Here is a 19,047-nt window from a genome sequence, read left to right as displayed (position 1 = left end):
CGTTTGTTATTGGTTAGACCCCTGGCTCTGCGCCAATCTGTCGCGCAAGCTCTTCGGCCGGATGTCCGGCCAGTTCTGCTCGATATAGTCCAGACACGCAGCGCGGTCGGCTTCGCCGAACACCACCTTCCACCCGGCAGGGACGTCGGCGAAGGTCGGCCACAGACTGTGTTGCTCCTCGTCATTGATCAAGACAAGAAAACGACCGTTGTCGTCGTCAAACGGGTTGATGCTCATCTGGTCCTCCCCATCGTCGAGTTGACCAGTAAAAAAACGCCAGAGAAGCCGACGCAAGGCATCCAGCCCCGCACCTGTCCTCACGATGTCTGTTTCTTTGGCCAACTCCAGCTATGACGTGTCTTGTTGCAGAGCGCCAGCATATCCACATCTTCTTGACGGGGGTGCAGAAATTAGCGATCCCGGACTTTTCCGTTGCTGCCTTGACGGTATTCATCTTCTCATTCGACAAGCCGGCCGACTACGAGCAAATAGTGTCGACATTCCCCGCGATGGCACGACCGGCACACCTCAACTCGCGACCTTCAGGCGCCACGGGCGAAGGGCTCGCCGACCCTCGGTTCTGATGACTCGACGCGACCGCCGGGCTGCGCGTGGTAACGAAAAGACGAGGGCGCTGCGCCGGGTGCACATCGGACGAACGGCACGGTAGGCGTCTCACCACGGGGCAACCCCGTGTGGGTGGTCAGGACCGCCCCGCTCCGCTCATACAGGCGTTTCCCTGCGGAAATACTCAGCGGAGGCGACGTTTGCGCCTCCCTCGAACAGGCGCCGGACCCGGGGAACGCGTGGGGTCTCATTGACCCAGAACGGGAAATTTGGAGCCCAGATCAGCGATTCCATCCGGGCCACCCGAGGTATCTACGGCGACTCGTCGGCCCTGTCCGATATCAAGAACACGCGTGTAGTTCTATCTAGCGAAGCAGAGCGAAAAAGCACTTGAGCACCGACAGGGCCCCGACCCCGCGCATGGGCAGTACACACCGCTTGCATAGAGGTTTCAGCAAAATCTGAGCGAAACAACCCACATCCGCAACCCTGGGTGAATCACGATCGGATGCCACTGGCAGCAGTTAGCCAGCCAATCCTTAGTCATTTATCAAGATCGGTTGTTTTCAAAGTTTCCGATCGCAAAAACTAGCGAATATTTGGGCACCGATTCAGCAGCTTCGGCGCCGCACCCCGTTGATCTTCATCTCCGCTTCCTGGGCGGCCGATCGCCGCCTTCGCGCCCGGTTTCATTGGCGCGATATGTGCACGCACGTGCAGAAGCAGTAAACACTATTGATTGACTAGTGAAATAAAGACGGCACTTAATTGCTGGCAGCGTCATTTTGCACCGGCTATCGGCCGCTCAGACCGACGCTTGAAGAGTTCGCTCGCCGGGGACGCCGTTAAGGCTCCGCCGGACAACCTCAGCTGACGCTCGCCAACACCAACGGCAGAACCTCACGCACTCCGGCGGCGCGCAGCAACCGGGTGGCCATCGTCAGCGTCCATCCCGTATCGGTCATGTCATCGACCAGGAGAACGGGTCCACCGACATCAAGCTGCGGCGGTTCCCAGGCACCGTCAAGCGCTGCCACCCGATAGGCCGAATTCGCGGCGGTGACAGGCCGGTGCTGCGGGACGTAGGGCAGGATGCCCAGATTCGTCAGCCGCCCGATCGTCGCGAGGCGCTGCACCGTCGAGCCGATCAACACCGGATGTGTCAGAGAGTCCAAGCCCATCACCGCAGCCGGCCTCGTATCCCAATCCCATGCCTTGAGCACCTCGATGGCCGCGTCGATCACGTCGTCGGGCACCTCTCCGTCGGGTTCGGCGAGCAGGCGCCGAAGCCGCGCTCCCCAGCCGAGATCGGTGAGCCGGCCGATCGCCCGGCCCGGCGCGGCGCCCTCGGCGATTCGGCCCGACAGTGGCACACCCAGGGCGGCCAGTCCGGACGGCCACTGCTTGCGCGGGGCCACCAGGACACCGGGCCGGGACAACCGCGCCGCGGTATCGGTCAGGATGTCCTGCGCCACCGCGGCCTCGTAGCGCCGACCGGTGCAGTTGTCACACCGCCCACACTGCGCGCCGGGACTGAGCTCGGGATCGTCGAGCTGGCCACGCAGGAACACCATCCGGCAGCTGTCCGTGGCCTGATAGTCGAGCATCGCCTGCTGCTCCCGCCGGCGCGCCTCGTCCAGGGCCCGGTAGCGGGGCTCGTCATAACTCCAGGGCTCTCCGGTGCCGATCCAGCCGCCCTTGACCCGGCGGACCGCACCGTCCACGTCGAGCACTTTGAGCACCATCTCGAGGCGGGACCTGTTGAGATCGACCAGCGGTTCCAGCGCCTGAGTCGACTGCGCGCGATCGGTCTCCAGTGCCCCGATGACACGGCGCACCATCGGTTCGGACGGGAAGGCCACTGACGCGAAGTACCTCCAGACATCCTGATCCTCGGTGCCGGGAAGCAGGATCACCTCGGCGCTGTCAGTCGCACGCCCAGCGCGCCCCACCTGCTGGTAATAGGCGATCGGGGACGACGGCGCCCCCAGGTGCACGACGAACCCCAGGTCGGGTTTGTCGAAGCCCATGCCCAGCGCGGACGTCGCCACCAGCGCCTTGACCCGGTTGTCGAGCAGGTCGGCTTCGAGTTGTTCGCGTTCGGTGGTGTCGGTGGACCCGGTGTAAGCCGCCACCTTGTGCCCACGCTCGGCCAGAAGCGCCGCCACGTCGTGGGCCTGCGCCACCGTCAGCGTGTAGATGATGCCGGAACCGGGCAGGGAATCCAGTTGCGCCGCAATCCAGGCGGCGCGTTGCGCGGGGGTGCCCACCTGCACCACCGACAGCCGCAACGACTCGCGGTCCAGGCCACCGCGCAGCACCAGGGTGTCCGACCCGCCGACTCCCAGTTGGGCCGCGACGTCACCGACCACCCGGTCGTTGGCGGTCGCGGTGGTGGCAAGAACCGGTATCTGCGAACCCAATTCGCCGATCAAGGTACGGATGCGGCGATAGTCCGGCCGGAAGTCATGCCCCCAGTCCGAAACGCAGTGCGCCTCGTCGACCACCACCAGACCCGCATCGGCGGCCAGTGCCGGTAGGACGTTGTCACGGAAGTCGGGATTGTTGAGCCGCTCGGGGCTGACGAGAAGCACGTCGAGTTCCCCCTCGGCGACCTGTTGATGGATCCCGTCCCATTCGGTGACGTTGCCGGAGTTGATCGTCGCCGCCCGGACCCCGGCATGCTCGGCCGCAGCCACCTGGTTGCGCATCAACGCCAGCAGCGGCGAGACGATCACCGTCGGCCCTCGACCGGACGCACGCAGCAGCTTGGCCGCGATGAAGTAGACCGCCGACTTACCCCACCCCGTGCGTTGTACGACCAGCGCCCGGCGCCGCTCGACCACCAAGGCCTCGATGGCCGCCCACTGGTCATCACGCAGAACCGCCGCTGGCCCGGCCAGTTGTTCGAGGATCGACTGGGCCTGCTCACGGGTTGCCATGGCCCCAATGATGCCGGGTGCGCCCGACACCACTTACCGCACCGAACCGACATTCCCGAAAACAACAGGGCGCCTAAGCATTCCGCTTAAACATGAACATTTGTCAAGTTCGGCCGATTACCGCCCCGCGCTCACTGCCGATCCGGTAGACGTGAACACATGCATACGGGGGGATATGCAGGGCGCGTCGGCGGTTTGGCGGTAGCCCTGGGGGTTGGATCTGCTGTGGCCATGGGGTTGGGATGCGGGGTGGCCACGGCCGGCCCTACCGACACGTCGACAACCAAGGACACCGGGCCCGAGAAACCCCGTCCGGCGAAGCCGAAGACCAAGCCGTCCTCGAATCCACGCACGACAACGAACGACACCCCCGCCACACCGAGGGAAGCCGTCGACAAGGTGGGCGCCAAGCTGCGCACCGCGGTGCGCGACGCACTGGATTCGGCGGACTTCAGCCGGCCCGACGCCAACGCCACGCTCACGAGGAAGGCACGCGGCACCAAGGTCACCTCCAAGCGTGCGGCCAGAGCCGTCGAGCGCGCGCCCGAACCGGACAAGGCGACTCAACAGCCAGGGCCCGCGACCGTCACCGACGACGACCCAGCCACCGATGCCGAATCCGATGCACCCACTGCGGTCGATGTCGGACCGATCACCGCCATCCCGAGGTCCACACTCACATCCAGGGTGCGGGCGTTGCCGGCGATCGCGCCTCGTCCGGTCCCGAAGTCGACACCGCCGAGGATCGAGAAGTTCGAGGAGGCGGTTTCCGGGGCCGTCTCCACGTTGGTCAGCGCCGTCCTGAATCCGTTCTCGCTGAACTCCTCACCTGAGTCCCCCGCCGAACCTCCCGGGGCGTGGGCCATGCTGGCGTTCGCGCGCCGCGAGTTCGAGCACGCCCTCCGCAGGCCGCAGGACCTCCTGACGCATGTCGGCACCCTCACCAGCACCGTCACCGCGGAAGGACCGGTGGCTCTGGCCCCAGGAATCGTGGTGCCACCGGAACTCGCCGGCCACGTGATCACCACTCCCGCACCCTCGATCACCGACCAGATCACGGTGTTCGGGATGGAAGCCCTCAAGCAGGTGTCCCAGCTCATCGGTGTCAACATCACGATGAAACTGGGCGAGCTGATCACCACCCCCACCCCGCCGTGGTTCACCACCGTCGGTCTGACCGTCACCAGAGAGACCTACGAGGGCGGTGACGTCTGGGTGATCACCCCACCGAACCCGACCGGTGAACGGGTCATCGCGGTGCACGGCAGCGGATTCGTCTACGACCCCAACATCATTCACTGGATGGACTACACGCAGATGGCACGCCAGACCGGCGCCACGATCGTCGTGCCCCGCTATCCCCTGATCCCCGACGGCGGTAATGCGGAGAACTCGGTCCCACCGATGGCCGACTTCATCGCGGCACAGGTCGAGACCTACGGCGCCGAGAACGTCAGCGTGTACGCGGATTCGGCAGGCGGCACCCTGTCCATGCTCGCCGTGCAAAAGATCGTCCGCGACTGCAATGGTGATTCCGAGTGCCTACAGACCCGGGTCCCGTCGCGAATGGTGCTGCTCTCACCCGGGCTTCAAGGATCAGACATCTACACCGACCCGAACGTGGCGTTGGTCAACGACCCGGTCGTGTGGCTCACCGAGGCGGACAAGGAGTATTACGGCTCGTGGGCCAGCGGGCCCGAGGAGTTGTGGAACCCGATGATCGGGCCGACTGCGGGAATGCCGCCGACCACGATCTACGTGGGTTCCCGCGAGCAGGCCGCGCCGGGCGCGTTGCTCTACGCCGAGAGAATGGTCGACGCCGATCCGAATGCCGACGTCACCGTGGTGATCGGGATGGGCCAGATCCACGACTGGGCGCAAGGCGGCCCTATCCCGATCAACTCACAGTCGGCGAACTACCGCGACGACGTCTACCGCCAGCTCGGCATCGTCTCTGAGGACGACGACGCGGCAGTCAGCGTTTAGGCCTTCGCCTTCTCGGCTTCCTGTTCGCGCTTGATCTCGAGAGCGATGTCGATCAACTGGTCTTCCTGACCACCGATCAGTTTCCGCTGGCCGACACGGAGCAGCAGCTCGTGGGCAGGCACCCCATAGCGTTCGCCCTGGCGCACCGCGTGCTTGAGGAAGCTGGAGTACACCCCCGCGTAGCCCATCACGAGCGCGTTGCGGTCCAGCAGGCACTCGGCCGGCATCGCCGGTGCGACGACCTCTTCGGCGGCATCGGCGATGTCGAAGAAGTCGATGCCGGTCTTGACGCCGATCTTGTCGAACACCCCGACCAGCGCCTCGACCGGTGCGTTGCCCGCACCTGCGCCGAACCGGCGGCACGAGCCGTCGATCTGCTTGGCACCCGCACGCACAGCCTCGACCGAGTTGGCCACGCCCAGGCCCAGGTTCTCGTGACCGTGAAAACCGACCTGCGCGTCGTTACCGAGTTCGGCAACCAGAGCCGACACCCGGTCGGCGACACCTTCGAGCACCAGGGCACCGGCGGAGTCCACGACATAGACGCACTGGCAGCCGGCATCGGCCATGATGCGAGCCTGCTGGGCCAGCTTCTCCGGCGGGATGGTGTGGCTCATCATCAGGAACCCGACGGTCTCCAGGCCCAGCTCCCGGGCGAGCCCGAAGTGCTGGATCGCGACATCGGCCTCGGTGCAGTGGGTCGCGATGCGGCAGATCGAGCCACCGTTGTTCTGGGCTTCCTTGATGTCTTCCTTGGTGCCCACGCCGGGCAGCATCAGGAAGGCGATCTTGGCTTCCTTGGCCGTCTCGGCGGCCAGCTTGATCAGCTCCTGCTCCGGGGTCTTGGAGAACCCGTAGTTGAAGCTCGATCCGCCCAGCCCGTCGCCGTGGGTGACCTCGATGACCGGGACGCCTGCGGCATCCAGAGCGGCGACGATCGCGCCGACCTCGTCCTTGGTGAACTGGTGCCGCTTGTGATGCGACCCGTCGCGCAGTGACGTGTCGGTCATCCGGACGTCCCACACCGGGTTGAAGAAGATGTCACTCATGCCTGGGCTCCTTCCGAAACCGAAGCGCGCTCCTTGGCGATTTCCTCGCCGACCTTGGTCGCCGCCGCGGTCATGATGTCCAGATTTCCAGCGTAAGGCGGCAGGTAGTCCCCGGCACCTTCCACTTCCACGAACACCGTCACCAGGTGGTTCCCGCCGTTGACCACCGACGGCTCGTCGAACTGCGGTTCGTTGAGCAGGCGGTAGCCCGGCACGTAGGTCTGCACCTCGGCGACGACGTCCTTGATCGACTGCGTGATGGCAGCGTGGTCGGCATCCTCGGGGATCGCGCAGAAGATGGTGTCGCGCATGATCATCGGCGGCTCGGCCGGGTTCAGGATGATGATCGCCTTGCCGTTGCGGGCCCCACCGATGTCGCGCACGCCGGCGCTGGTGGTCTTGGTGAACTCGTCGATGTTGGCCCGGGTGCCCGGACCGGCCGAGGCCGACGACACCGACGCCACGATCTCGGCGTAGGGCACATCCACCACGCGGCTGACCGCGTAGACCATCGGGATCGTGGCCTGGCCACCGCAGGTGACCATGTTGACGTTGGGCGCATCGAGGTGCGCACGCAGGTTGGCCGGCGGGATGACGCCGGGACCGACAGCCGCGGGGGTCAGGTCGATCGCGCGGATGCCCGCCTCGGCGTAGCGCGGGGCCGCATCGCGGTGGACGTAGGCGCTGGTCGCCTCGAACACCAGATCCGGCTTCTCGTCCTGGGCGAGCAGCCAGTCCACACCCTCGTGGGAGGTCTCCAGGCCCAGTTTGCGGGCCCGGGCCAGACCTTCGGACTGCGGATCGATACCGATCATCCAGCGCGGCTCGAGCCACTCCGAACGCAGCAATTTGTACAACAGGTCGGTGCTGATGTTGCCCGACCCGACGATGGCAACTGATGCCTTTTCAGCCATATCGGCTCCCTATCCTCGAAACCTCATTCGAAAGAAAGATGCACTGAACCTAACCCGGCGAAGTCAGCGACGAAATCGCTGCCCGGAGGTGCATCTATCGCACGCGTGCACGAGCCCGGCAACACGATGTCGCCGGCCTTCAAACGCACCCCGAAGCTCTCCACCTTGCGGGCCAACCAGGCCACCGCGGTCACCGGATTTCCCAGCACCGCATCGCTGCGTCCCTCGGCCACGACCTCGCCGTGGTTGGTCAGGACTGCGTCGATGTTGCAGATATCGATGTCCTTGGGCGAGACCCGCGCTTCGCCGAGCACCCACCCGGCGCTGGAGGCGTTGTCGGCGATGGTGTCGCACAACTTGATCTGCCAGTTGGTGATGCGGGTGTCGATCAGCTCGATCGCCGGGGCGAACGCGGCCGTCGCGGCGAGTACGTCTTCCTCGGTGCATCCGGCCCCGGGCAGATCGTCGGCAAGGATGAACCCGACCTCGACCTCGACCCGCGGGTACAGGAAGTTCGACGACTTCACGGGGACGTTCTCGAAGACCTCCATCTCATCGAGGAGATGGCCGTAGTCCGGCTCGTCGACACCCATCATGTCCTGCATGGCCTTGCTGGACAGCCCGACCTTGTGGCCGATGATTCGCGCGCCCTCGGCCACCCGCTGCCGGATGTTGATCAGCTGGATCTCGTAGGCATCCACCACGTCGATGTCGCCGTGCCGATCCGTCAACGGCGTCATCGGAACCCGGCTCCGCTCGGCCTGGGCCAGGTCAGCGGCCAGCTGGGCGCGTACCTCGTCGCTAAGCATTCTGGTGAATTCCCCTCACTTCTTTGACCGGGGCGGTTGTTGGATTGCCGGTCAATTCTATAACGTGTTCTACATGACTGGACAGGAGTACGACGTTGTCGTGGTCGGCAGCGGCGCTGCCGGCATGGTCGCCGCCCTCACCGCAGCCCATCAGGGCCTCTCGACAGTAGTCGTAGAGAAGGCGCCGCACTATGGAGGTTCCACTGCGCGGTCAGGTGGTGGGGTGTGGATCCCGAACAACGAGATTCTCAAGCGTGACGGCGTAAAAGACACCGCCGACGCCGCTCGCACCTATCTGCACAAAATCATCGGTGACGTGGTGCCGGCGGAGAAGATCGACACCTATCTCGAGCGTTCGCCGGAGATGCTGTCGTTCGTCCTGAAGAACTCGCCGCTGAAGCTGTGCTGGGTGCCGGGATACTCCGACTACTACCCCGAGACGCCGGGCGGCAAGCCCACGGGCCGCTCGGTCGAGCCCAAGCCGTTCAATGCCAAGAAGCTCGGCGTTGACGAGAAGGGCCTGGAGCCGCCGTACGGCAAGGTGCCGATGAACATGGTGGTGATGCAGCAGGACTACGTCCGGCTCAACCAGCTCAAGCGTCATCCCCGCGGCGTGCTGCGCAGCATCAAGGTGGGCGTCCGCTCCGTCTGGGCCAACGCCACCGGCAAGAACCTGGTCGGCATGGGCCGCGCACTGATCGCCCCGCTGCGCATCGGCCTGCAACAGGTCGGCGTCCCGGTCCAGCTGAACACCGCGCTGACCGATCTCTACGTCGAGGACGGCGTCGTGCGCGGCGTGTACGTGGTCGATCCCCGCGACAGTTCCGCTGAGCCGCAACTGATCCGGGCGCGCCGTGGCGTGATCCTGGGCTCCGGCGGATTCGAGCACAACGAGCAGATGCGGGTGAAGTACCAGCGCGCACCCATCACCACCGAGTGGACCGTTGGCGCGGTGGCCAACACCGGCGACGGCATCCTGGCCGCCGAAAAGCAGGGCGCGGCACTCGAATTCATGGAGGACTCGTGGTGGGGCCCGACGGTCCCGCTGACCGACTCACCGTGGTTCGCGCTGTCCGAGCGCAACTCCCCCGGATCGATCATCGTCAACATGGCCGGCAAGCGGTTCATGAACGAGTCGATGCCCTATGTCGAGGCCTGCCACCACATGTACGGCGGCGAATACGGCCAGGGCGCAGGGCCCGGCGAGAACATCCCGGCCTGGCTGGTCTTCGACCAGCAGTACCGTGACCGCTTCATCTTCGCGGGTCTGCAACCCGGACAACGCATTCCGAAGAAGTGGCTGGAATCCGGCGTCATCGTCAAGGCCGACACCCTCGAAGAGCTGGCCGCCAAAACCGGCCTGCCCGCCGACGCGTTCGCCGCTACCATCGACCGGTTCAACGGCTTCGCCCGCTCCGGTGTCGACGAGGACTTCCACCGCGGCGACAGCGCCTACGACCGCTACTACGGCGATCCGACCAACAAGCCCAACCCGAACCTCGGCGAGATCAAGCACGGTCCGTACTACGCGGCCAAGATGGTGCCGGGCGACCTGGGCACCAAGGGCGGCATCCGCACCGATCTGCAGGGACGCGCACTGCGCGACGACGACTCGGTCATCGAGGGTCTGTATGCCGCAGGTAACGTCAGCTCACCGGTGATGGGTCACACCTATCCCGGCCCGGGCGGGACCATCGGACCCGCCATGACCTGGGGTTACCTCGCAGCACTAGACATTGCAGGGAAGAAGTAGATGCCAATCGATCTCGACAAGGCGCTGGGCGCCGAGCTGGAACCCATCGAGTTCTCCTGGACCAGCAGCGACATCCAGCTGTACCACCTGGGCCTCGGCGCCGGCGCCGACCCGATGGATGCACGTGAGCTGAGCTACCTCGTCGACGACACCCCACAGGTGCTGCCGACCTTCGGCAATGTCGCGGTCAGCTTCCACATGACCGAGCCGCCCAAGGTGCAGTTCCCCGGCATCGACATCGAGCTGTCCAAGGTGCTGCACGCCAGCGAGGCCGTCAGCGTGCCCGGCCCGATCCCGACCAGCGGAACCGCCAAGTCGGTGCAGCGCTTCACCGAGATCTGGGACAAGGGCAAGGCTGCCGTCATCGTCAGCGAATCCACGGTGACCGATGAATCCGGCAAGGTGCTCTGGACCACCAAGCGGTCGATCTTCGCCCGCGGCGAGGGCGGGTTCGGCGGCGAGCGCGGACCCGCGACCTCGGCCGAATTGCCTGACCGCGCACCCGATATCGAGATCTCGCTGCCGACGCTGCCGCAGCAGGCGCTGCTGTACCGGCTGTGCGGCGACCGTAACCCACTGCACTCCGACCCGGCCTTCGCCGCGGCGGCGGGCTTCGACCGGCCGATCCTGCACGGATTGTGCACCTACGGCATCGGCTGCAAGGCCATCGTCGACAACCTGCTCGACGGCGACGTCTCCCAGGTGGCTTCCTACGGTGCGCGATTCGCCGGTGTGGTGTTCCCGGGTGAGACCCTGCAGGCCAACGTCTGGAAGGAAGGCGGCAAGTTCATCGGCGTGCTGACCGCACCGTCGCGGGACAACGCCGTCGTGCTGTCCGGCGTGGAACTCGTCCCGGCCTAGTCTTCTTTCTCCATTTCTCCACCCGCTCCACCCGCTTTGTCACGCTGGAGTGGCTGTCGACCTCGACGGCCACTCCAGCGTCGTTTTGGGGGACGTTTATCGTTCGCCGCCAACGGCTTTGTCACGCCAGCGTGGCTCCCGCCGGCGACAGCCACTCTGGCGTGACAATCCGAGCGCCTCGCCAGCCGGTACACGCCGCGATAGCACAGACCCGGCGCACCGTCATCCGTCACGGCAGCGTGGCTGTGGACAACGCGCGTCACGCCTGCGCCTGTGGATAACCAACGTGACTGATATGGCACGGCCCTGCACACTTTCTCGCCATGGGGGATCCATTCGTCGGCAGTGAAGCCGTGGCCAATGGCGAGCTGGGTAAGAGCGCGCTGCGCACCAGATACACGAGAGTTTTTCGAGACGTCTATGTAAGCCCGGGTACCGAGCTCACACCGCTGATACGAGCCAGGGCCGGCTGGCTGTGGTCTCGACGCCGCGGGATCGTTGCCGGAAACTCGGCAGCAGCTGTTCACGGCGCGAAGTGGGTCGACCTTGAAGCCCCGCTGGAAATGATTCACTCCAACCGCAATCCGCTTGCAGGCCTGCATGTTCGGACCGAAACGATCGAAGATGACGAGATCGTGTGGATCGACGGGATACCCGTCACTTCATTGGCCCGTACCGCGCTCGACATTGGCAGTTGGAATACCCGGGACGACGCGGTCACCGCGCTCGATGCACTGGCCTGTGCAACCGACATCAAGGCTGCCGATGTGGATCTCCTGGCGCAGCGTTACGCCCATCGCCGGGGTATGCAGCGCGCACGTACTGCCTTGAACCTGATGGACAGCGGTGCCCAATCGCCCCGAGAGACCTGGCTGCGTTTGATACTCATCGACGGAGGTCTCCCTCGACCACAGACTCAGATCCCGGTTTACGACGGTCCCGGGGATCCATTCGCCTATCTCGACATGGGCTGGGAGGACATCAAAGTCGCAGCCGAGTACGACGGCGAGGAGCACCGCGCTAGCAGCTGGCGATACAACTGGGATCTACGACGCGCAGAGCGCATCCAGCGGCAGGGGTGGATCAACGTGCGAGTCGCCGCAGGCGAGCGCAGGGCAGACATTCTGCGCCGCGTCATTGCCGCCCGTGCCTCCCGAATGTCACGCTAGCGCGGCCGTCGCGCTCGGCAGCCACTCTGGCGTGACATTGGATGGCTGCCGATAGAGGCGACCCCACCCCAAGCCACTCTGGCGTGACTGTCGAGGGCGAGCGCCACTCCAGCGTGACAAAGGAGTCGGTGACGCCGCACCGCACCGGCACGATCCGCACCACACCGCACCGCACGAGCCGCGCCGCACCGAATACATCGACCCGCGAAACGCAGAACGCCCGTCGGGGTCACCGACGGGCGTTCATAAGCGACAGAACTACATCCGCTTCCAGAGATCGTCCCCACCGGAATGACGCGGGGCCTCCGGTGCGACCGGAACCGGGCCGGGAGCCGGCTGGCTCGGCGCCGGCGCAGCCGGCGGCGGAGCGGCGGCAGCAGGCGGAGCCGAATGCGTGGCCGGGGGTGCCGAGTGCGGTGCAGCCGACGAAGCCCCACCGGAGCGGTCGTTCATCTGGGTCTCACGCGCATCCAGGCCCGCTTCGCGCCGGTCCTGCGCAGCATCGCGGTCGTTCTGCGCGGTCTCGCGATCGTTCTGCTGCTTGTCTCGGTCGTTGAGCTTGGCCTCGCGCTCTTCCTGCTGCTGTTGCGGGTTCGGACCGCCGGGGCCACCCGGGCCGCCGGGCTGGCCGGCACCCGGCGCGCCGCCGTTCTCCGAACCGCCGCCCTTGGCGCCTTCCATGGCCTTCATCAGCGGCTCCATGAGCGAGCCGAACTGGCCGCCCATCTGGCCCGCCATCTGCGCCGGCTGGCTGGCCATCTGGCCCATCTGGCCCAGTTGCCCCATCATCTGGCCGAGCTGACCGACGCCCTGCCCACCGGATTCGTCGGCTTTCTCGTAGGCGCCCTGGGCGTCGGAAAGCTTGGCGTTGAACATGTTCTCTTTGGCCGACAGGGCCGTCACGTTCGTGGTCATCGACGCCGCCAGCGTCGGAACGATGCCGGCGATGGTCATGCTCATGGCATCTTCGCCGGCCTGGATCGACGGCATGTCCGGCAGCTGTACCGCCGCCGCGTTCCAGTTGAGTGCGCCGGGTGTCTGCATCGGTGAAGTCATCGATCCCCTCCTTGGGTCAGATCACCAATCGTCATAGTCGTCATCGCCATCGCCCATCTCGTGTTCCAGCGGAGCCGGTACGGCGAGACCGGTCGTCGTTCCCCCGCCACCGCCGGCACGCTGGCCGCCGCCCATCATGCCCATACCGCCGCCCATGCCGCCGGCCGCGTTGGCAGCGGCCACCGGCGCAACTCCACCGATCACGGCGGCGCTGGCGCCCGGGTCGACGGAAACCGGTGCGGTGGTGCCGCCGACCATCTTCGACAACAACGGGGTCTGAGGGCTTCCGCCACCGGAACCACCGGGCAGTCCGGCTGCCTTGACCATTCCGGCACCGCTGCTCGGCCCGGATCCGCCGGCCAGCGGATGATTCGAAAACGCCGAGAACGGGCTGGGTCCACCACCAGTGCCCTTGCCGCCCGAGCCCAGCATCTGTGTGAGCTGCTGCAAAGGCTGCGACAACTGCTGCAGTGGCTGGGAGAGCTGCTGGGGAATCTGCCCGAGCATCTGCGGGATCTGGCCCAGCATCTGCGGGAGCTGGCTGATCATCTGCATCATCTGCTCGCTGCCCTTCTGGGCAGCTTGGGTCGCCTGGGCCGTCGGAGGAGTGCCCACCTGCGGGAGGTTGGCTATCGACCCGAGGCTGCTGGCCATCTCAGTGCTGGCGGCCGAGACCGTCGCGATGTTCTGCGACAGCCCCATCTTGATCCGGCTCTCGATCAGCTCCTGCTTGTTGCTGAAGGGCAACGCCTGCAGGGCCGTGACCTCCTGCTGGACCTCTTCGGCGGCCGCATTGAGGGTGGTCTTGGTCTGCACCACCGCAGCCGCCATCGTGGTCAACGCGGTGGCGATGGCCTGGGCCTGCGCGGCGTTGGACTCGTGGCCGGCGATCATCGTGGTCGCCTCGCCCGAGGCGGCCACTGATGCACCGCCCTGCCACTCACCGGTCAGCTTCGACAGCTGGCTGGTCTGCTCCGGGACGACGCTGCCGCTGATCTTGGTGGCGAGTTTCGTGTACGACGCCGCAGCCGCGGTCAGCTGGTCCTCGTCGACATTCGGCCAAGCCGGTCCCTGCAACGTCTGCGACCCGTACGGGCTAGTGTCGCGCGGCATCCCCATGCCACGGCCCCCTTCTACGCGTGATGCACATGCGGAGCAAACATTACCGTGCGAATCGGGGGTGGCGATGCACCTTTATCCGAGGATCAACCCCGAAGTCGGCACTCCGGTTCCCGCGGTGACCAGCACATGCTCGACGTTGTCGACCTGGTTGACCGAGGTACCCCGCAACTGGCGCACGCCCTCGGCAATGCCGTTCATCCCGTGGATGTAGGCCTCGCCGAGCTGACCACCATGGGTGTTGATCGGCAGCCGTCCACCGATCTCGATGGCGCCCCCGGCAATGAAGTCCTTGGCCTCACCCTTGCCACAGAACCCCAGCTCCTCCAGCTGGAGCAACGTGTACGGCGTGAAGTGGTCATACAGGATCGCGGTCTGGATGTCGTCGGGCGACAGACCGCTCTGCTGCCAGAGCTGACGGCCGACCAGGCCCATCTCGGGAAGGCCGAGCTCGTCGCGGTAGTACGAGTACATCGTGAACTGATCGGTGCCCGCGCCCTGGGCAGCGGCCTCGATGATCGCCGGCCGGTGCTTGAGGTCCTTGGCCCGCTCGGGCGTGGTGACGACGATCGCCACGCCACCGTCGCTCTCCTGGCAGCAGTCCAGCAGGCGCAGCGGTTCGGCGATCCACCGCGAGTTCTGATGGTCCTCGATGGTGATCGGCTTGCCGTAGAAGAACGCCTTGGGGTTGGTGGCGGCGTGCTTGCGGTCGGCCACCGAAACGGCACCGAAATCGGCACTCGTGGCGCCGTATTCGTGCATGTAGCGCTGGGCGATCATCGCCACCGACGCGGCCGGGGTGCTCAGGCCGTGCGGGTAGGACCAGCTGTATTCGACACCGCGCGAGTCGGCGTTGACGGTCAGGCCGGTCATCACCTGGCCGAACCGGAACTCCGAGCGTTCGTTGAATGCCCGGTATGCCACAACGACTTCGGCGACACCGGTGGCGACCGCGAGGGCGGCCTGCTGGACGGTCGCGGCCGCGGCGCCGCCGCCGTAGCCGATCTGGCTGAAGAACTTCAGGTCCCCGATCCCGGTGGACCGCGCTACGGCGGTCTCCAGGTTGGAATCCATCGTGAACGTCACCAGGCCGTCGACATCGGAAGGCTTCAGGCCGGCATCGTCAAGCGCGTCCAGCACTGCCTCGGCGGCCAGCCGCAGCTCACTGCGACCGGAGTTCTTGGAGAAATCGGTGGCGCCGATACCGGCGATGGCTGCCTTGCCGGAGAGCATCAGTTGTCCCCCAAAGTGAGTGTGGACGTGGCGATGACGTGATTGCCAAGGCTGTTGGCGCCCACCACTTTCAGGGTCACCAGGTCGCCTTCGATCTCGGTGACCTCTCCGGTGAAGGTGATGGTGTCGTAGGCGTACCAGGGCACTCCGAGACGCAGCTTGATCGATTTGACGAACGCGTTCGGACCGGCCCAGTCGGTCACGTACCGACCGACCAGCCCGGTATCGGTGAGGATGTTGACGAAGATGTCCTTGGAACCCTTGGCCTGCGCCTTGTCCCGGTCGTGGTGCACATCCTGGTAGTCGCGCGTCGCGATGGCGGTGGAGACGATGAACGTCGGGTCGCCGTAGATCTTGAGTTCAGGGAGTGTGGTGCCGACTCGAACGTCGGAGACAGTCAGGCTCATGCTTGTGGCTCCCATGCGTACAACGTCCAGGCCGGGCTGATCTCACTGTCCGGGAAGTCGATATAGGTTGCGGTGACCGGCATTCCGATCTTCACCTGATCGGCGGCGATCCCCCGGAGCTCACCGAGCATCCGGACGCCCTCCTCGAGTTCGACGAGGGCGATCACGAACGGCAGGCTGCGCCCGGGCACCTTCGGGGCATGGTGCACGACGTAGCTGAACACCGTGCCCTTGCCGGACGCCACGACGTACTCGGCCGGAGCGTCTTTGTCGGCCCACACCGCAGGCACCGGCGGGTGCTGCAGCGAACCATCCGGACGCTTCTGGATCCTGAGTTCGTGGGCGTTGATGCCGTCCCAGAAGAACTTGGTGTCGCGTGAAGACGACGGCCGCATCAGCTTGTCCGGGTCGAGATCTTCTGGGATCTCATACGTTTCGGAGGCTTGCGCGGCTGCCTGCTTGCCGGCGGGAAGGAACTTCATGATGCGCCAGTCCATGTCGGCGACTTCTTCGTCACCGACATGCCAACGGATCTTCTGGTTGATGAAGTAGCCCTCACCCAGCGCAGTCTGCTTGGGGCCGACGATGCCGACGATCTCGGCGCTCATCACCACCTGTTCGCCGGGCTGGATGTAGCGGTGATAGGTCTGATCGCAGTTGGTGGCGACGACACCGACATACCCGGCGTCGTCGAACAACTTCATCGCCCTACCCAGCGGATCATCGTCAGACCGGGTACGCCCCAGCCCCATCATGGTCCAGACCTGAATCATCGCCGGTGGCGCCACGATGCCGGGATGGCCGGCAGCCTTGGCGGCTTCCTCGTCGACGTAGATCGGGTTCTTGTCACCGATCGCGTCGACCCAGTGGTGAATCATGGGCTGATTCACCGGGTCTCGAGCCACCGTCGGTTTGCTCGTCCCGGACGCGATGATCTGGTCGATACCGGCCTGCAGATTCACGCTCACCTCAATCCCTCGCTGTTACCGCGGAACCCGAGGCACCCGCAGGCCCGACGCCGCGATCATCTCGCGCATGACCTCGTTGACACCGCCGCCGAAGGTGATGACCAGGTTGCGCTTGGCCATCTTGTCGAGCCAGACCAGCAGCTCGGCGGTCTCGGGATCGGCCGGGTTGCCGTACTTGCCGACGATCTCCTCGGCCAGGCGGCTGACTTCCTGGATGCGTTCGGTGGAGAACACCTTGGTGGCGGCGGCGTCGGCCACGGCGATGGTCTCGCCGGACGCCGCGACCTGCCAGTTGAGCAGCTCGTTGATCCGCCAGATCGACTTGATCTGCCCCAGAAGGCGTTTCACGTCGTCCTGCTCGATGGGGGTGACGCCGTCCGAACCCGGCTTGGATGCCCAGCTGTGCACCTGGTCGTAGATGCCTGCGACACGACCGGCCGGACCCAGGCCGACCCGCTCGTGGTTGAGCTGGGTGGTGATGAGCTTCCAGCCGCCGTTCTCCTCACCGACGAGCATGTCGGCGGGCACGTGCACGTCGTTGTAGTACGACGCGTTGGTGTGGTGCGCCCCGTCGGACAGGATGATCGGCGTCCAGGAGTAGCCGGGGTCCTTGGTGTCGACGATCAGGATCGAGATGCCCTTGTGCTTGGCGGCTTCCGGGTCGGTGCGGCAGGCCAGCCAGATGTAGTCGGCGTCGTGGGCGCCGGTGGTCCACATCTTCTGCCCGTTGACGATGTATTCGTCGCCGTGCTTGACGGCAGTGGTGCGCAGAGACGCCAGGTCGGTACCCGCCTCGGGCTCCGAGTAGCCGATCGCGAAATGCACTTCACCGGCAAGGATTCCGGGGAGGAACTTCTTCTTCTGCTCCTCGGTACCCAGCGCCTGCAGGGTGGGACCCACGGTCTGCAGCGTCACCATCGGCAGCGGGATGTCAGCGCGGTTGGCCTCGTTGATGAAGATCTGCTGCTCGACCGGGCCGAAGCCCAGGCCGCCGTACTCCTTGGGCCAACCGACGCCGAGCTTGCCGTCGCTGCCCATGCGCTTGATCACCGCACGGTAGGCCTCGTTGTGCCGGTCGGACTCCATCGCCGCGGCCTCTTCGGGCGTGATGAGAGTCGAGAAGTATTCCCGCAGTTCGGCTTGCAGCGCGCGCTGCTCGGGCGTCAGGTCGATGAACATTACGCTCCCACCAAATCGAGGCGATGCGACGGACCGCCCAACAGCCGGGTCAGATCCTTGATCGAGGAGTAGTAGCGGTCCATCGGGTAGGTGATGTCCATACCCATACCGCCGTGCAGGTGATGGCACAGCCGCATGGCCGGCGCGGCCTGCGAGGTGAGCCAGTAGCCCAGGATGTTGAGATCCTCGTCGGCGTCCAAGCCCTCGGACAACCGCCACAGCGCCGAGGTGGACAGCAGCGAGATCGTCCGCGAGGCGATGTACACCTCGGACAGCTGCGCAGCCACGGTCTGGAACGTCGACAGCGGGCGACCGAACTGCTCACGGGTGGCGACGTAGTCGGCGGTCAGCCGCAGTGCGCCGGCCACCAATCCGGCGGCGAATGCCCCGGTCGCGGCCAGCGCCAGCTGGTTGACCCGGTGCGCGCTCGCACCGTCGAGCACGTCTGCGGCGTCGACGACGACGTCGGCGAACGTGACCACGTATTCGTCGGATCCGTTGGAGGTCGGGGTCTTGGTGACCGTCACACCGTCGGCCGCCGGCGAGACCACCACCACCGCGTTGTCGGACGTGACCACCAGCCACTTGGCCGTCTCGGCATAGGGCACACCGACTTTGGTGCCGTTGAGCTTCCCGTCCGCGAAGTTCACGGCGGGTCGCTCCGGCAACGACTGCCCCGGCTCGTTGAGTGCCGCCGAGAGCACCGCACCTGTCGCCACACCGGAGAGGTACCGGTCCTGCTGGGCATCGGAGGCAAGGTCGAGCAGCGACACCAGACCGATGCCCACGGTGGCCAGCGCCGGGCCGGTCGTGCCGTGCCGACCGATCTCGGTCAACGCGGTCGACAGCTCAGGCAGGCCCAGTCCGTCACCGCCGAGTCGTTCCGGCACTCCCAGCGCCGCGACTCCACCGGATACCAGTGCATCCCAGGTGTTGTCGCGTTCCAGAACAGAGGTCACCACGTCGGCGACAGCCTGCTGCTCCGGGTTCGGTGTGAAATCCACCCGAATCCTCCTTGATCCGTTTAGACGACAG

The 19,047-nt window shown here is 65.6% G+C and carries 16 protein-coding genes; 4 read left to right on the top strand and 12 right to left on the bottom strand.

Annotation, left to right across the window (positions count from 1 at the left end; all coding sequences use genetic code 11):
* Positions 1–6 precede the first annotated feature (6 nt).
* Together ACNQR1_RS06370 and ACNQR1_RS06365 are read right to left on the bottom strand one after the other, a co-directional pair.
* Entirely contained in the window at positions 7–237 is a 231-nt protein-coding gene (locus tag ACNQR1_RS06370; protein ID WP_418044833.1) for an MbtH family protein, read from the bottom strand.
* Positions 238–1,433: 1,196 nt separating this feature from the next.
* Positions 1,434–3,509 carry a RecQ family ATP-dependent DNA helicase gene (locus ACNQR1_RS06365; protein ID WP_418044831.1) on the bottom strand — a complete coding sequence of 692 codons (2,076 nt, stop codon included), beginning with the start codon at positions 3,507–3,509 and terminating at the stop codon, positions 1,434–1,436.
* A 231-nt stretch (positions 3,510–3,740) separates the two neighbouring features.
* On the opposite strand from ACNQR1_RS06365, the gene ACNQR1_RS06360 reads away from it, so the two are divergent.
* Positions 3,741–5,495, top strand: a complete 1,755-nt coding sequence (locus tag ACNQR1_RS06360) for an alpha/beta hydrolase fold domain-containing protein (protein ID WP_418044828.1) — start codon at positions 3,741–3,743, stop codon at positions 5,493–5,495.
* Here ACNQR1_RS06360 and dmpG read toward each other — a convergent pair.
* The 3 genes from dmpG to ACNQR1_RS06345 are packed head-to-tail and all read right to left on the bottom strand — an operon-like array spanning position 5,492 to position 8,267.
* Complete coding sequence (dmpG, locus tag ACNQR1_RS06355; protein WP_418044826.1) at positions 5,492–6,544, bottom strand: 4-hydroxy-2-oxovalerate aldolase; 1,053 nt, start codon at positions 6,542–6,544, stop codon at positions 5,492–5,494. The genes ACNQR1_RS06360 and dmpG overlap by 4 nt on opposite strands.
* Positions 6,541–7,458, bottom strand: a complete 918-nt coding sequence (locus tag ACNQR1_RS06350; protein ID WP_418044824.1) for an acetaldehyde dehydrogenase (acetylating) — start codon at positions 7,456–7,458, stop codon at positions 6,541–6,543. Before ACNQR1_RS06350 ends, dmpG begins: the two co-directional genes overlap by 4 nt.
* 23 nt (positions 7,459–7,481) lie before the next feature.
* On the bottom strand, positions 7,482–8,267 hold the full coding sequence (locus ACNQR1_RS06345; protein ID WP_418044822.1) for a 2-keto-4-pentenoate hydratase: 786 nt from the start codon (positions 8,265–8,267) through the stop codon (positions 7,482–7,484).
* A gap of 73 nt (positions 8,268–8,340) precedes the next feature.
* Here ACNQR1_RS06345 and kstD point away from each other — a divergent pair, with 73 nt between their 5' ends.
* From kstD to ACNQR1_RS06330, 3 genes are all read left to right on the top strand, one after another.
* Positions 8,341–10,020, top strand: a complete 1,680-nt coding sequence (gene kstD, locus ACNQR1_RS06340; protein WP_418044820.1) for a 3-oxosteroid 1-dehydrogenase — start codon at positions 8,341–8,343, stop codon at positions 10,018–10,020.
* Complete coding sequence (locus ACNQR1_RS06335) at positions 10,021–10,881, top strand: MaoC/PaaZ C-terminal domain-containing protein (RefSeq protein ID WP_418044818.1); 861 nt, start codon at positions 10,021–10,023, stop codon at positions 10,879–10,881.
* Between the two features lie 323 nt (positions 10,882–11,204).
* The gene (locus ACNQR1_RS06330; RefSeq protein ID WP_418044816.1) at positions 11,205–12,050 is read left to right on the top strand and encodes a hypothetical protein; all 846 of its coding nucleotides are present in this window, start codon (positions 11,205–11,207) and stop codon (positions 12,048–12,050) included.
* Positions 12,051–12,308: 258 nt separating this feature from the next.
* On the opposite strand, the gene ACNQR1_RS06325 is transcribed toward ACNQR1_RS06330, so the two are convergent.
* From ACNQR1_RS06325 to ACNQR1_RS06295, 7 genes are all read right to left on the bottom strand, one after another.
* On the bottom strand, positions 12,309–13,106 hold the full coding sequence (locus ACNQR1_RS06325; RefSeq protein WP_418044814.1) for a hypothetical protein: 798 nt from the start codon (positions 13,104–13,106) through the stop codon (positions 12,309–12,311).
* Between the two features lie 21 nt (positions 13,107–13,127).
* Entirely contained in the window at positions 13,128–14,225 is a 1,098-nt protein-coding gene (locus ACNQR1_RS06320) for a hypothetical protein (protein WP_418044812.1), read from the bottom strand.
* Positions 14,226–14,300: 75 nt separating this feature from the next.
* Entirely contained in the window at positions 14,301–15,458 is a 1,158-nt protein-coding gene (locus tag ACNQR1_RS06315; RefSeq protein ID WP_418044810.1) for a lipid-transfer protein, read from the bottom strand.
* Positions 15,458–15,865 (bottom strand): MaoC family dehydratase, encoded by a 408-nt coding sequence (locus ACNQR1_RS06310; protein ID WP_418044808.1) that lies wholly within the window; start codon positions 15,863–15,865, stop codon positions 15,458–15,460. The genes ACNQR1_RS06315 and ACNQR1_RS06310 overlap by 1 nt, the downstream gene beginning before the upstream one ends.
* Entirely contained in the window at positions 15,862–16,833 is a 972-nt protein-coding gene (locus ACNQR1_RS06305; RefSeq protein ID WP_418044806.1) for a bifunctional MaoC family dehydratase N-terminal/OB-fold nucleic acid binding domain-containing protein, read from the bottom strand. Before ACNQR1_RS06305 ends, ACNQR1_RS06310 begins: the two co-directional genes overlap by 4 nt.
* Positions 16,834–16,848: 15 nt before the next feature.
* Positions 16,849–18,012 carry an acyl-CoA dehydrogenase FadE29 gene (fadE29, locus tag ACNQR1_RS06300; RefSeq protein WP_418044804.1) on the bottom strand — a complete coding sequence of 388 codons (1,164 nt, stop codon included), beginning with the start codon at positions 18,010–18,012 and terminating at the stop codon, positions 16,849–16,851.
* Entirely contained in the window at positions 18,012–19,016 is a 1,005-nt protein-coding gene (locus tag ACNQR1_RS06295; RefSeq protein WP_418044802.1) for an acyl-CoA dehydrogenase family protein, read from the bottom strand. Before ACNQR1_RS06295 ends, fadE29 begins: the two co-directional genes overlap by 1 nt.
* Positions 19,017–19,047 lie beyond the last annotated feature (31 nt).

Source organism: Mycobacterium sp. 48b (assembly GCF_048282725.1).
GTDB lineage: Bacteria > Actinomycetota > Actinomycetes > Mycobacteriales > Mycobacteriaceae > Mycobacterium.
The sequence above is the reverse complement of the archived record's forward strand: the minus strand, read 5'-3'. Positions and strand labels throughout refer to the sequence as shown.

What these genes read in the sequence shown, in the direction of transcription:
- ACNQR1_RS06370 (WP_418044833.1), bottom strand. Translation starts at nt 237, where the DNA reads ATGAGCATCAACCCGTTTGACGACGACAACGGTCGTTTTCTTGTCTTG.
- ACNQR1_RS06365 (WP_418044831.1), bottom strand. Translation starts at nt 3,509, where the DNA reads ATGGCAACCCGTGAGCAGGCCCAGTCGATCCTCGAACAACTGGCCGGG.
- ACNQR1_RS06360 (WP_418044828.1), top strand. Translation starts at nt 3,741, where the DNA reads ATGGGGTTGGGATGCGGGGTGGCCACGGCCGGCCCTACCGACACGTCG.
- dmpG (WP_418044826.1), bottom strand. Translation starts at nt 6,544, where the DNA reads ATGAGTGACATCTTCTTCAACCCGGTGTGGGACGTCCGGATGACCGAC.
- ACNQR1_RS06350 (WP_418044824.1), bottom strand. Translation starts at nt 7,458, where the DNA reads ATGGCTGAAAAGGCATCAGTTGCCATCGTCGGGTCGGGCAACATCAGC.
- ACNQR1_RS06345 (WP_418044822.1), bottom strand. Translation starts at nt 8,267, where the DNA reads ATGCTTAGCGACGAGGTACGCGCCCAGCTGGCCGCTGACCTGGCCCAG.
- kstD (WP_418044820.1), top strand. Translation starts at nt 8,341, where the DNA reads ATGACTGGACAGGAGTACGACGTTGTCGTGGTCGGCAGCGGCGCTGCC.
- ACNQR1_RS06335 (WP_418044818.1), top strand. Translation starts at nt 10,021, where the DNA reads ATGCCAATCGATCTCGACAAGGCGCTGGGCGCCGAGCTGGAACCCATC.
- ACNQR1_RS06330 (WP_418044816.1), top strand. Translation starts at nt 11,205, where the DNA reads ATGGGGGATCCATTCGTCGGCAGTGAAGCCGTGGCCAATGGCGAGCTG.
- ACNQR1_RS06325 (WP_418044814.1), bottom strand. Translation starts at nt 13,106, where the DNA reads ATGACTTCACCGATGCAGACACCCGGCGCACTCAACTGGAACGCGGCG.
- ACNQR1_RS06320 (WP_418044812.1), bottom strand. Translation starts at nt 14,225, where the DNA reads ATGGGGATGCCGCGCGACACTAGCCCGTACGGGTCGCAGACGTTGCAG.
- ACNQR1_RS06315 (WP_418044810.1), bottom strand. Translation starts at nt 15,458, where the DNA reads ATGCTCTCCGGCAAGGCAGCCATCGCCGGTATCGGCGCCACCGATTTC.
- ACNQR1_RS06310 (WP_418044808.1), bottom strand. Translation starts at nt 15,865, where the DNA reads ATGAGCCTGACTGTCTCCGACGTTCGAGTCGGCACCACACTCCCTGAA.
- fadE29 (WP_418044804.1), bottom strand. Translation starts at nt 18,012, where the DNA reads ATGTTCATCGACCTGACGCCCGAGCAGCGCGCGCTGCAAGCCGAACTG.